At 73.9% G+C, this 13,206-nt stretch carries 8 protein-coding genes; 7 read left to right on the top strand and 1 reads right to left on the bottom strand.

Annotated elements, in window-relative coordinates:
* Positions 1-47: 47 nt before the first annotated feature.
* The 5 genes from WMF29_RS23175 to WMF29_RS23155 all read left to right on the top strand — a co-directional run bounded on the left by WMF29_RS23175 (position 48) and on the right by WMF29_RS23155 (position 10,445).
* A complete protein-coding gene (locus WMF29_RS23175) occupies positions 48-1,109 on the top strand; it encodes a tetratricopeptide repeat protein (RefSeq protein ID WP_437330923.1) in 1,062 nt (353 codons plus the stop codon).
* Entirely contained in the window at positions 1,109-2,125 is a 1,017-nt protein-coding gene (locus WMF29_RS23170) for a hypothetical protein (RefSeq protein ID WP_437330922.1), read from the top strand. Before WMF29_RS23175 ends, WMF29_RS23170 begins: the two co-directional genes overlap by 1 nt.
* A gap of 92 nt (positions 2,126-2,217) precedes the next feature.
* Positions 2,218-3,930 carry a serine/threonine-protein kinase gene (locus WMF29_RS23165; RefSeq protein ID WP_437330921.1) on the top strand — a complete coding sequence of 571 codons (1,713 nt, stop codon included), beginning with the start codon at positions 2,218-2,220 and terminating at the stop codon, positions 3,928-3,930.
* Positions 3,931-4,108: 178 nt separating this feature from the next.
* Entirely contained in the window at positions 4,109-9,469 is a 5,361-nt protein-coding gene (locus tag WMF29_RS23160; protein WP_437330920.1) for a hypothetical protein, read from the top strand.
* Positions 9,459-10,445: a S66 peptidase family protein gene (locus WMF29_RS23155; protein ID WP_437330919.1), complete on the top strand. Its 987-nt coding sequence runs from the start codon at positions 9,459-9,461 to the stop codon at positions 10,443-10,445. The genes WMF29_RS23160 and WMF29_RS23155 overlap by 11 nt, the downstream gene beginning before the upstream one ends.
* 54 nt (positions 10,446-10,499) lie before the next feature.
* Here the strand turns inward: WMF29_RS23155 and WMF29_RS23150 are convergent, their stop codons facing one another.
* Positions 10,500-11,426, bottom strand: coding sequence for a lysophospholipid acyltransferase family protein (locus WMF29_RS23150; RefSeq protein WP_437330918.1), 927 nt, complete (start codon positions 11,424-11,426; stop codon positions 10,500-10,502).
* Positions 11,427-11,525: 99 nt separating this feature from the next.
* Between WMF29_RS23150 and WMF29_RS23145 the strand changes: the two genes are divergently transcribed.
* Both WMF29_RS23145 and WMF29_RS23140 read left to right on the top strand, forming a co-directional pair.
* Positions 11,526-12,491: an NAD-dependent epimerase/dehydratase family protein gene (locus WMF29_RS23145; RefSeq protein WP_437331158.1), complete on the top strand. Its 966-nt coding sequence runs from the start codon at positions 11,526-11,528 to the stop codon at positions 12,489-12,491.
* 8 nt (positions 12,492-12,499) lie between these two features.
* On the top strand, positions 12,500-13,165 hold the full coding sequence (locus WMF29_RS23140) for a class I SAM-dependent methyltransferase (protein ID WP_272093065.1): 666 nt from the start codon (positions 12,500-12,502) through the stop codon (positions 13,163-13,165).
* Positions 13,166-13,206: the final 41 nt, after the last annotated feature.

Below are 13,206 nucleotides of genomic sequence, written 5' to 3'. Positions count from 1 at the left end.
CGCAAGAGGCCGTTATCCGCGCGGAAGTTACGCTATGGTGGGCGGCCGTGACGAGCCACACAGCGCGCCTTCCTCGCTCGATCGGCTCCGAGGCCGCGCGCATCGTCGTGTGCTTCGCCTCCGCGCTCGCAGCGGCCGCGGCGGTCGCCCACGGCGCGCCGCCGGCGCTGGCCGCGCAGGTGCCCTCGCCGGCGCCGCTCGGCGCGCCTGTGGTCGCGCCCGCCGCCCCGCCCGCGCAGCCGCCGCAGGGCGGCGGGCCGAGCCCTCCCGCCCCGCCGCCGCTCTCCCGCGACGAGGAGGAGAAGCGGCTCCGCATCGAGCGAGCGACCGCGCTGCACGACGAGGCGCAGCGGCGCTACCAGCACGGCGAGTACCGCGCGGCCATCGCGAAGCTGGAGGCCGCGGTGGCGCTCGATCCCGAGGGCAAAGAGCTCATCTACAACCTGGCGATGATCCACGAGCGGCTGGGCGAGATCGACGAGGCCGAGCGCTACTACCGCCGCTACCTCGGAATGGAGGCGCTCCCGAAGGCGCGTGAGGAGGTCCACGCGGTCCTCAAGCGGCTCAAGGGCGCGAAGCGGGAGCTCGCCGGCGCGAAGCCGCCGCCCGCGCCCGCGAAAGCCGCCTCGGTCTCCACGGCGCTGCCGTATTTGCCGCGCCTGCCGCGCCATCCCGCGGCGGTCGGCGGCGCGAGGCCGCGCGCGACCTGGCTCGCCGTCAGCGGGGGCATCGCCGCGGGGTCGGTCGTGGTCGGCGGCGTCTTCGCCGCGCTCGCCGTGGCGCGGGATCCCGGCGCCGACGAGCGCACCGGGGCCGGCGTCTCCATCGCCGATCTGCAGGCCGACGCGAGCGCCGCTCACCGGTGCGCCGTCGCCGCGGACGTCGCCTTGCTGGTCGCCGGCCTCTCCGGGGCAGCGGCGCTCTACCTGTACCTGTCTCCGGGGGCGCCCGCGGCGAGCCCAGCCTCTCGCGCGGCCTCGGCCGTCGGCTCGCGCGCGCTGCTCTCGGATCAGGACCACCGGCCTTTGCCGCGCGGCGCCGGCGCAGGGGCGCAGGCGATCCGCCTGTCGCTGGGCGCCGATGGAGCCCGGCTCCGGGTGCAGTTCTGATGCGCCACGGCGCCGCGCTGCGGAGGCTGCTCCGCGGGCTCGCCGCGCTCGTGTCGCTCGGCGCCGGGTGCGAGGTCCTCGTCGACGGGACGCTGGGCCAGGTGCGCTGCGCGGACGAGGGCGCGATCGGGCCGCCGGCGTGCCCCGAGGGCGCCGTCTGCAGGGACGGCGCCTGCGTCGAGGAGCAGCTGGAGCGCGCGCTGGGCGCGCGCTGCGCGCGGCACGAGGACTGCGGCGCGCTCGATTTCTGCCTCGATCCAGCGCTGTTCGACGGCGAAGGGCCGCGCGTATGCTCGCGCGCCTGCTGCAGCTCGAGCGACTGCGATCCTGTCCGGGATGCGGTCTGCTGGATCCCCGACGGCGGAGGGAGCGGCCTCTGTCGCATCGGCCGGGAGGTCGGCCGGCCCGACGTGGGCACGCAGCTCTCCGGCGCGCCCTGCGCCGCGTCCGGCGACTGCCGATCTGGCATCTGCAGCGGCGGCGCCTGCGTCGACGCCTGCTGCTCCGACACCAGCTGCGCCGCGAACGGGGCGGCGTGCCGGCTCACGACGGATCTCGTCTCGGCCGGCCCGGCCCTGGCGTGCCGGGCCGCCGCCCTGGGCGACGGAGGCTACTTCGAGCCGTGCGCTCGGGACGATGACTGCGCGTCCGGGCTCTGCGTCGAGGTCGAAGGGAGCGGCCGCTGCACTATCCCGTGCTGTGGCTCGGAGATGTGCCCGGACACGCCCGGCGAGGTGAGGCAGCGCGTCGGCTGCGCCGAGCTCGCGATCGACGGACGCTCGACCGTCCGCGCGTGCATCAGGCTGCTGTCCGGGGACAGCCTTGCGGCCATCGGCGCTCCGTGCGCCACGCCCGAGGACTGTCGGAGTGGTATGTGCATCAAGGATCCTGAACAAACGCAGCGATTCTGTAGCGACGTCTGCTGCAGCGATGCGTCCTGCGGCGACGCCGCGTTCTTCGGCTGTCGCCCACGAGCGACAGGCGAGTCGTGGGCCTTGCGATGCGAGCCCAAGTAACGGACGATCCCCCCATCGCGGTGGTAGTTCGTGCAGCTGACGGCCAGTTCCCAGCCAGCGCCCCCGGGTCGCCCGACGAGCCCAGCAGGGCCATGGCGCTGATTTGCCCGCGCTGTCACCACCTCGCGGCCGTCGCTGGGAGGACCTCGTCCAGCCAGCTCCCGTCCCCCGCCGGCGAGCGCGGTTCCCAGGGCGGCCAGAGCGCGAGGCTACCTCGTTGCCCCCACGACGGGCTGGCCCTCGTGAGCCGCGAGGTGCTCGCCGAGACCGACGGAGATCCGCTCCTGGGGATCACGATCGCGGATCGGTTCGTGATCGTGGGCAAGCTCGGCGCCGGCTCGATGGGCACGGTGTACCGCGCGCGCCAGGAGGCGATGGGCCGCGACGTGGCCATCAAGATCCTGCGGTCGGACAGGGCCTTCGACGCGCAGGCGAAGGCGCGCTTCACCCGCGAGGCGCGCGCGATGAGCCTCCTCCGGTCGCCGCACACGGTCACCGTGTTCGATTTCGGCGAGGTCGTGGACGACGCGACGGACGCGGCCTTCGGCCGCGGTCGCTCCGCGGAGCAGAGCTCGCCCATGGAGGGGACGACGTCGAGCAGCGGCTCGCTCTACCTCGCGATGGAGCTGCTCGAGGGCGAGTCGCTCGGTCAGCGGCTCAAGCGCCTGCGGCGGCTGCGCATGGGCGACGCCGCCCGCTTCGCGCGGCACGCGCTCCTGTCGCTGGCCGAGGCGCACGACAAGGGGATCATCCACAGGGACCTCAAGCCGGACAACCTGTTCCTGGCGAGGCCCCCCGCGGGCGAGCACGAGGAGATCTGCAAGGTGCTCGACTTCGGCATCGCGAAGGTGATGACCGGGACAGAGCGGCCGGTCGACGCCCTCGAGACCCAGGCGGGCACCGTCTTCGGGACGCCGCGGTACATGTCGCCGGAGCAGGCGCAGGGCAGGCCGCTCGATGCGCGGAGCGACCTGTATTCGCTCGGTGTCCTGCTCTATCAGATGCTGGTCGGGAGGCCGCCGTTCATCGACGACGATGCGGTCGTCGTGATGGCGAGGCACATCAAGTCGTCGCCCGTGCCGGCGAGCGAGGCCGCGCCGGACGCCAGGATACCGCCGTCGCTCTCGCAGCTCCTGCAGCGCGCCCTGGCCAAGCGGCCCGAGGATCGGCCGCGGAGCGCCCAGGAGTTCATCGCCGAGCTCGATCGCGCGATGGACGAGGCCAGGCCGAGCCTCGACCGCGAGCGCCTCGGCCCGGCTCAGCCCGCCGAGGTCGGCGCCACGAGCGAGCTGCTCGCGGTCGTGGGCGACGACGCGGCGCAGGCGCCGAGCACGCTGCGTTCCGCGCCACGGAGGCGCACCTCGCGCGTGGCCGTCGGCGCCGGCGCGCTGTCCCTGATCGTGATGGCGCTCGCCGTGCGCGAGCTCCGCCGGCCCGCGGACGGCGGCGCGCGCAGTCTTCAGAAAGGGGTAGCGCTGGAGGCGAGGGTACTCGCGGACGCGATAGCGCGCGCCAACGCGCCGCCCGCCGCCACGACGACCCCGCCGCCGGCGCCGTCGCCGCCCGGCACGACGACCGCGCCGGCGCCGCCGCCGATGCCCGCCGCGACGACCGCGCCGGCGCCGTCACCCGCCGCCACGACGACCGCTCTGGCGCCGCCGCCCGCCGCCGCGACCGCGCCGGTGCCGCCGCCGTCGCCCGCGGGTGTCGCCAGCGCGGCGCCCGCGCCGACGGGCGTCCCCTCGGCTTCGATACCGAAGCGAAAGACAGCGCAGCCGCGCAAGCCGTATGTGAAATTCGACTGATGACGGCACGCGCGCGGCACCGCTGCGCGAGGCCGACGTCGGCCCCCGGAGGCCCGCTCTTCCATGGAGTCCCGTCGCGCGAGAGACAGCGGCGTCCGATCGCGAAGGACGCCGAGAGTCGCTGTACGAGCCGGAGGCTAACGTGTAACTTCGCCGCGCACCGATGGATCCCCGGGAGATGGAAACGCTCGTCCAGCGGCTCGTCACGAATCCGCATGACGGGGAAGCCCTGGCGTATGCTCACCGAGCCGGGGAGCAGGACCCACGCTCGTACGCCATGCTGCTCGAGCGCGTCGGCAGCTCCACCGCAGATCCATCGTACGCGGCGCACTGGCTGAGCGAGGCCGCGAACGTGTGGTCGACCACCATCGGCGACGCGCACCACGCCGCGCGGACGCTCATGATCGCCATCGACAAGGATCCGACGCAGCGGACCGCGGCGGAGCGGCTGGCGCAGCTCTACCGTGACAAGGGCGATCAGAAGGCGCTCGTCGCGCTCCTGGAGCGGCTCGTCAAGGCGCTCACGCCGCTGCTCTTCGAGCGGCCCGAGGTGCGCGCGCAGGTCTCGACCCTGCACGAGGAGCTCGGCCGGCTGTGGAGCGAGCCGCCGCTCTCGCGGCCGGAGCGCGCCCTCGAGAACTGGCGCCGCCTGGCGGAGCTCGATCCGCACAACGTCTACGCCATCTACGCCGCCCGCGAGATGCTGAAGGCCCAGCAGCAGTACGCCGAGGCGATCCCGTACTTCGCGATGGAGCAGGCGCTCGTCGACGACCCGGAGCGGCGGCTCGCCCTGCTGCGCGACGAGGCCGACATCCGGCGCCGCGCCGGCGACCTCGCGGGCTCCACGGTGGCGCTGCGGAACGCGCGCGCGTTCGTGCCGCACGACGTGGGGCTCATCCAGGCGCTCGGCGTCGCCATCGTCGACCGCATCGAGGCGGGCGAGCCGGTGCCGCAGCCAGAGCGCGACGAGGCCGCGGAGCTCTTCGTGGCGCTCGCGGAGACGTACGACGGGGAGTACGGCTACTCGTACTCGGTCTACGCCCTCCGCGCGGCGCCGGGGCACGATCGCGCCATGCAGCTCGCCGACCACTACGGGAAGCAGCTGGGCCGCATCGCGGAGCTCCGCCCGCGCTACCTCGCCTACCTCCAGGTCAACCCGAACGGGTTCATGGCCCCCGAGGCGCGCAAGCGGGCGTCCGTGGCGCCCCCCCCGCGGCTGCCGTCGGCGCCCCCGCCGCCCATGGGCGTGGCTGCCGCGCCTGCGCACCGGTCGTCGGTGCCGCCCAGCGCGGGAGCCGCCCATGCGCACGCGTCCGTGCCCCCCTCGGGCCTCCTCTCGTCGCCGGCCGTCGCTGGGCTGGTCGATCCGGCGGTGGCCGCGTTCGCGCCGGCGTCTTCGTTCGCTCCCGCGCCGGGGTCGACGGCGCCGGACACGCTGGCTTCGCCTGCGGACGCCGCGGCGCCGGCCCCCGCGGAGGCGTACGGCCTGGCCGGCGCCGCGCCGGCGCCCGGCGCCTTGGGCGGCTCGGCTCCCTCGGATGCGCTGCAGCCTCCGAGAGAGGAGCCGGCCGAGGTTCGCAAGCCGATGACGCTCGCCAGGCTCCGCGAGGTGCTCAAGGGCGAGCCGGCCAACCCGGACGTGCTCGCGCAGGTCGAGGAGCAGCTGCGCCAGAAGCGGATGTTCGTCGAGCTGCGGGACGTCCTGCTCGCGGCGGCGCGCGTCCCCGAGGCGCCCATCGAGCGCAGGAAGGCGCAGCTGCGCGACGTCGCCGGGCTGTGCGAGGCGCAGCTGCGCGACGTCGACACGGCGGTCCAGGCCTGGAAGCTGCTCTCCGAGCTCGATCCAGGCGACGCGCAGGCGCAGGCGGAGCTGAGGCGGCTGCTCGAGCGGAGCTCGCGGTGGGACGACCTCGCCGCGCTGCTCGAGCACGACGCCGCCGCGACGCCCGACGTCGCGCAGCGGGTCGAGCTCGAGAGGGCGCTCGTCGCGCTCCACGAGCAGAAGCGCCGCGACCCCATCGCGGCCGCGGAGGCGTGGGTGCGCATCGCGGGCCTCACGCCTGACGACGGCGCGGCGCTCCTGTCCGCCGTCAAGCTCTTCGAGCGCGGCGAGCGCTTCGATCTCGCGGCGCGGGTCCTCGCCGACGCGACGACCTGGTTCCAGGGGAAGCTGACCCACGGGCCGCTCCTTCAGAAGCTCGGCGAGCTCCGGATGCGGCTCGACGAGCCGGGCGCCGCGGGCGACGCCTACGGCCAGGCCGCGGAGCTCCTGCGCCAACCGAGGCTGTGGGAGCTCGCGCAGAAGGCCTACGTCGCGGCGGGGCGGCTCGCCGAGGCGGCGAGGGCGCTCTGCGAGCGCGCGCTGCTCGCGGACCGCAAGGCGCGTCCGGCGCTCCTCGTCGAGGCCGCCGAGCTGCTCCTCAGCGCCGGAGACGTCGACGGCGCGCTCGACCGCGTCGAGCGCGCCATCGAGATCGATCCGGCGACGGACGCCGGCCCCGCGATCGAGGACCTCTACCGGCGCGCCCACCGGCGGCCCGAGCTCGTGCGGTTCCTCCTGAGCCGGGCCGAGGTGCTCGGCGACAGGGCGGAGCGCGTCGCGGCGCGACGGGCCGCGGCGGCCCTGCAGCGCGAGCTCGGTGACCGCGACGGGGAGCGCGCGACGCTCACGCTCCTGCTCGCCGACGGCGACGACGCCGAGGCCATCGAGCGGCTGGCCCAGGACGCCGGCGAGCGCGGCGATCACCAGCAGGGCGCGGAGCTCCTCCGCAAGCTCGGCGATCTGACGGACAGCGAGCCCGGCAAGATCTCGCTCGCCCTGCGCGAGGCGCGCATGCTGGCGGAGGGCCCCGGCGACCTCGAGGCCGCGATCGCGCGCTACGAGGCGGTCGTGGCGACGCTGGATCCGCAGAACCGGATCGCGCTGCGGGGGATCGCCGATCTGGAGGAGCAGCGCGGCAACCCGAGGGGGGTCGCGGGCGCGCTCGAGCGTGAGCTCGCGCTCGTGTACGGCCACGACCAGGTCGACATCGCGCAGCGGCTCGCGGCGCTTTACGAGGGCCCGCTCGACGATCCGCGCGGCGCCGTCCGGGCGCTCGAGATCGTCCACGCCGTCGAGCCGGACGACCTCGACGCGGTCGCCCGGCTCCTGCGGCTCGCCGAGCGCCTGAACGATTGGCCGAAGGTCGCGCGCCTGATGGCGATCCTGATCGAGGTGGAGGGCGACGACGACGAGGCGTCGCAGATGACCCGGCGCCTCGCCGACATCCTGGACCAGCAGCTGGGCAGGAGCGACGAGGCGCTGGCGCTCCTGGAGCGGCTCGCGGATCAGGGCGACGAGCCGTGCCGAGAGGCGTACGTCGCGCTCGGCGATCGGGTCGGGTGGAAGGGGATCGTCGCGACCAAGCTGGTCGCCTGGAACGAGTCGATCGCGCGCGCGGGGCGCGAGCTCGCCCTGCGCGGGGCCTTCGAGCGCTTCGTGGAGGTCGGTCGCCAGAAGGACGCCGCGCGCGTGGCGATGGAGCTCGCGCGCTCGCGCACCGCCGACGCCGGCCTCGCGGAGAAGCTCGAGGCGATCGCGGTGGAGCTCCAGGATCGCGAGGCCCTCACCGTCGCGCACGAGCTCCTCGCCAGGGATCTCTCGGGCACGACCCGGGCGGTCGAGCTCGTGCGGCAGGCCGAGGTCCGGGTCTCCGTGGGCGCCGATCCGCTGGAGTCGATCCACCACGGCGAGGGCGCGCTCGCGAGCGTGCCGACCGCCGAGGTCGAGCCGCTGCTCCAGCGGCTCGCGGCGCTGGCCGAGGCCCCTGGCCTCATCATCGACCTCTTCGAGCGCCAGGTGAGCCGGTGCCGCACGCCGGCCGATCGCCTCGCGGCGCTCGTCCGCGCCGCCCAGATCGCCTGCGAGCGCGGCGCCATCGACCGGGCGAGGAGCTTCTTCGAGCTGGCCCTCGGCGGCGGCGTCCAGGAGGAGACGATCGCCATGCTCGAGCAGGTGGCGCGGGACGACGACGAGCGGTCGGGGTCGACGGCGCTGCGCACGATCCTCGTCGAGGCGCTCGCGGCCGGCGGCCAGGGCTCGCGCGACGGCGGCCGCACCCGGGCGGCGCTCCTGCGGCGCGCGGCCACGATCGCGCACCAGGACCTCCGCGACGTCGACCGCGCCTTCGGCTGGCTGCGCGACGCCGTGCTCGCGCAGGTCGACGACGCTTCGCTCGACGCGCTCGAGGCCCTCGGGCGCGAGGTGGGCGATCTGCCCCGCGTCAGCGCGACGCTGGACCGCGCGCTCGACGAGGTGTTCGACGGCCCGCTCGTGCGCAAGCTCCTGCAGCGTCGCGCCAGGCTGCGGCGCGACGTGCTCGGCGACAGGCAGGGCGCCGCGGCGGACCTGAAGAAGCTTCATGACCTGTCGCCCTCGGATCAGGACGTGATGAACGACCTGTCGGGGCTCCTGCTGGAGCTCGGCGATCACCGCGGCATGATCCAGCTGTACGAGGACCAGATCCTCCGCGGCCGCGATCCGGCGCAGCGAGCGGAGCTCGCGCGCAAGGTGGCGCGCCTCTGGGAGGAGGAGCTCGGCGAGGCGCGCGAGGCGGCGGACGCCTGGCGCCGCGTCCTCCGCATGAAGGCGGGCGATCCGGACGCGACAGCGGGCCTCGAGCGGGCCAAGACCGGCAAGCTCAAGCGCACCCCGCCGCCTCCTTCGCTCCCGACCCGGGCGCCGGGCCCGCCGCTGACCGAGCCGCCGCTCGCGCCCCGGGCGCCGGCGCTCGAGACGCTCGGCCTCGAGGCCGGCGCGGTGGCGGCGGTGAGCAACGGCTACGCGGGCTCCGAGGCGCACGAGGGCGCCGAGGCGCAGCCGGTCGCGGAGGCGCTGTCGGCTCCCGAGGCGCTGTCGGTTGCGGAGGCACAGCCGGTCGCGGAGGCGCTGTCGGCTCCCGAGGCACAGCCGGCTGCGGAACCGTACCCGGCTGCGGAAGCGTACCCGGCTGCGGAAGCGTACCCGGTCGCGGAGGCGTACCCGGTCGCCGAGGCGTACCCGGTCGCGGAAGCGTACCCGGCTGCGGAGGCGCTGTCGGCTCCCGAGGCGTACCCGGCGGATGCCGCCCCGCAAGCGCTGCCTGTCGAGCCGGAGCAGCAGGTCTGGACCCACGGCGTCGCTTCGCACGCCGACGCGGCCGACGCGAGCGGCGGCGCTGCCCATGTCGATGTGGCCCTGCGCGAGGGCCAGAGGCTCCCTCTGGATAGCGCCACCCAGGTCATCCACGTTGCTCCGGCTGCGTATGGCGATGCGCCAGCCGCTCCCGCGCAATGGTCGGAGTTCGACGCTCATGCAGCGCCGCCGGCGCTCGGCGACATCGACAACGGCGAGGCCCATCGAGCGCACGAGGAGGTATCCCTCTCGGCCCCCGCGCTCCCCGTCGCGCCCGCTGCTCCCGTGGCGCCCGTCGTGCCGCCCCTGCCTGGCTCCGACGCGATCGACGTGGACACGGATGCGGAAGACGTGGAGTTGCTCGACGACGACCCTGGTGCTCGCTAGCGCTCCCCCGCCGACCCTGCCGCCGGCGCTCCGGCCGGGCGATACCGTCGCGGTGATCGCCCCTTCCAGCCCGTTCGAGCACGTCCTCGCGCGGGTCGGCATCGGCTGGCTCGCCCAGCGCTACCGCGTCCTCTTCGACGCGGGCGAGGGGCCTCCGTTCGACGACGACGGCCGGCGGGGCGGGCCGCCATCGCTGTCGGCGCCCTCCCATCACGGGCTGTTCGCGCGGGCCGGTTACCTGGCCGGCAGCGACGCCCGACGCAGCGACGAGCTCGCCCGCGCTCTCTCGCACCCCGACGTCAGGGCCATCTTCGCGGCCCGCGGCGGCTACGGCGCGAACCGGTTCGTCCACCGGCTCGACTGGAGCGTCCTCGCAGCGCACCCTCGCTGGATCGTCGGCTTCTCCGACGTCACGGCCCTCCACGTCGAGGCTGCGCGCGCGGGCGTGGCGTCGCTCCACGGCGTCCACGTCACCGCGCTCGGGCGCGGCGACGCCCGCGCCCGCGCCGCGCTGATCCGCGCCCTCGAAGATCCGCTGGGGGAGCGCCGCTTCGACGGCCTCACCACGCTGCGCGCCGGCGTGGCCGAGGGGCCGCTCTTCGGCGGCAACCTGGCCCTGCTCCACGCCTGCGCCGCCGCGGGACGGCTCCGGGTCCCGGAGGGGTGCATCCTCCTGCTCGAGGACGTCACCGAGCGGCCCTACCGCATCGATCGCATGCTGGCGACGCTGGAGGTCGGCGGCCACCTCGCCCCCGCCGCGGCGGTGGTCCTCGGCGACTTCGAGCAATGCGCGCCAGGCACCGACGGCATCACGGTGGACGAGGTCCTCCGCGACAGGCTGCTCCCGCTGGGCATCCCCGTCGTCGCCGGGCTGCCGATCGGCCACGGCCATCGCAACGAGCCCGCCATCCTCGGCGGCCACGCGCGCGTCCTCGCTCACGGCCCCGACGCCGCGGTCACGCTAGCGGGCGCCTGAACGCGCGCACGCGATCGCGACGTCGCGCGATCGCGACGTCACGCGATCGCGACGTCACCAGAAAATGCTCTTCCGCTCCTTCAGGCCGCGGTTCAGCATCGACTGGATCCGACCCTTCACCAGCGCCACCTTCTCCTGGATCACCGCGTCGTCGTCGTCGGGGTCGCCGTGGAACGTCATCGGCTCGCCGAAGTGGATCCGGTATCGGGTCGGCAGCGGCAGCTGGCCGCCGGGGAGCAGGAGCTGTGGGATGATCGGGAACGTCGGCATGCCGAGCGCCTTCGAGACCGACTCGAGGTTGCCGAGCGAGATGTACTGTTCCTCGCCCCCGATGACCGCGATGGGCACGATCGGCGTGTCGGTCTCGAGCGCGAGCCGCATGAACCCGAGCCCGAAATCGAGCAGCTGATAGCGGCTGGAGAACCCCTTCGAGATCCCCTTCGTCCCCTCCGGGAACACCAGGATCGCCGCGCCCATGTCGAGCAGCCGGCGCGCGTTCTCGGGGACGCCGACCACCTGGCCCACGCGCGAGAAGAAGGTCGCCACGAACGGCAGCGTCTGCGTCCACTTCTCGACCATGCTCCGCATCACGCGCGGCGGCTCCGCGTCCAGGAACATCGAGGCCGCGATGAGCATGCCGTCGAACGGGAGCTGGCCCGAGTGGTTCGCGATGAGGAGCACACGGCCGGCCGGGACGCGCTCGATGCCGAACACCTCGGTCCGGAAGTAGAAGCGATGAAAGAACGCGGCGACCCCGACCGCGTACTTCGCCCACTCCCGGTCGAGCCCGAACGGGTCGACCCCGTCCGCCGCGTGCGGCAGCGTGACCCGGCGGAGCCGGTCCTCGAAGTCCTGACCGAGCAGCCGGATGGTCGCGTCGTCGATCGTGCCGCGCAGGCTGTCGACCCCGACGCGCGCGAGCGGCAGCGCGCTGTGGGTGACGAAGTGGCTCAGCCTGGCGAGCGTCGTTCTGCTGGCCATGGGCGGCGGACGATAGCAAAACTCGCGTGGGCCTGCACCGGCACGAAGGGCTTGACCATCGGCCTCCTCGAAGCGACCGTCGCTCCGATGAGCGAACGAATGCTCGGTCGAGGCCGCCGTCCCGCCGCGGACACCGATCCGTCCCTCCGGTCCATCCTCATCACCGGCATTTGTGGTCGCCTCGGCCGGCGCCTGGCGCGGCGCCTCCACCGCGAGCGGCACGTGATCGGCGTCGACCGGCGCAGCTTCGAGGGGCGCCCCAAGGACATCGAGCATCACCAGATCGACATCCGCCGCAAGAAGACGCAGGACATCTTCCGCCAGGAGCAGCTCGCCGCGGTGGTCCACCTCGGGGTCATGCACGATCCGCGGGTGAGCCAGATGGAGCACCACAGCTGGAACCTCGCTGGGTTCCAGCGGCTGCTCGAGTTCGTCGCGCAGTACGACGTGCCCAAGCTCATCGTGCTGTCGAGCGCGAACGCCTACGGGCCGCGCCCCGACAACCCGCAGTTCATCACCGAGGACGCCCCGCTGCTCGGCGGCGCGTCGTTCAGCGAGATCCGCGACCTCATCGAGGTCGACATGCTGGCGCAGTCGTTCTTCTGGAAGCACCCCCAGACCGAGACGGTCATCCTCAGGCCGGTCCACATCCTCGGCTCCGTGCGGAACGCGCCCTCGAACTACCTCCGGCTCAACGTGATCCCGACCCTCCTCGGCTTCGACCCGATGGTGCAGGTCATCCACCAGGACGACGTGGTCTCCGCGATCCTCGCGGCGCTGCGCCCCGGCGTGCGCGGGATCTTCAACCTCGCGGGGCCCGCGCCGCTGCCGCTCTCGCGCGTCATCGAGATGACCGGCCGGACCCGCGCGGCGATTCCCCACTTCGTCATGCAGACGATCATCCCGCGGCTCTGGCGGTTCAGGGCGACCTCGTTCCCGGCCCCCGAGCTCGATCACATCCGCTACGTGTGCATGGTCGACGACCGGCGGGCGCGCGACATCCTCGGCTACACGCACGAGCACGACATCCAGGAGACCGTCCAGGCGGTCGACGACATCACCTGAAAGGCGTCATGAAGCGAGCGACCCGGATCGAGCGGCTCGTCGACTACTACGAGGACTTCGCGCCCGACTACGTCTCCACCTGGAAAGACATCCAGCACTACGAGAAGCCCGTGCGCGCGTTCCTGCGCGAGGTGGTCACAGACGGCGCCCGCGTGCTCGACGCGGGCTGCGGTCCGGGCCACCTCACGCGCGATCTCCCGCAGTCCGTCGAGGTCGTGGGCTTCGACATCGCCGAGGGGATGCTCGAGATCGCGCGCAAGAAGCGGCCCCACGGCGCCTATCACCGGCACGACTACCACCTCCCGATCCCCCGCTCCTGGGGGCGGTTCGACGTCGCCCTCGCGCTCGGCACCCTCGAGTTCTGCGACGATCTCTCGCTCGTGCTCAAGAACCTCGCCGGCGCGATGCGCCCCGGCGGCCGCCTGCTGGTGAGCATCGTCGAGCGGAGGCCGAACGTCCGGCTCCACGAGCGCCACGCGCGCCCGCTCTCCGACGCCGAGCTGACCGGCGTGAAGATGTATCTTTACACCTTCGCCGAGCAGACGGACGCCATCCTGGGCTCTGGCCTGCTCCCGCGCAGCTACCGGCTCCACCCCGGCTGGCGACACACCGAGTACGACGTCGACGTGCTCTACGCGCTCTGGGACCTCGAGGTCTCGCGCAGCGGCCGGTGATGCACGGTGGACAGCGCGGCGAGCCTTTCCGCGCCGCGCTG

This window comes from Sorangium sp. So ce381, assembly GCF_051473845.1.
GTDB lineage: Bacteria > Myxococcota_A > Polyangia > Polyangiales > Polyangiaceae > Sorangium > Sorangium atrum.
The sequence above is the reverse complement of the archived record's forward strand: the minus strand, read 5'-3'. Positions and strand labels throughout refer to the sequence as shown.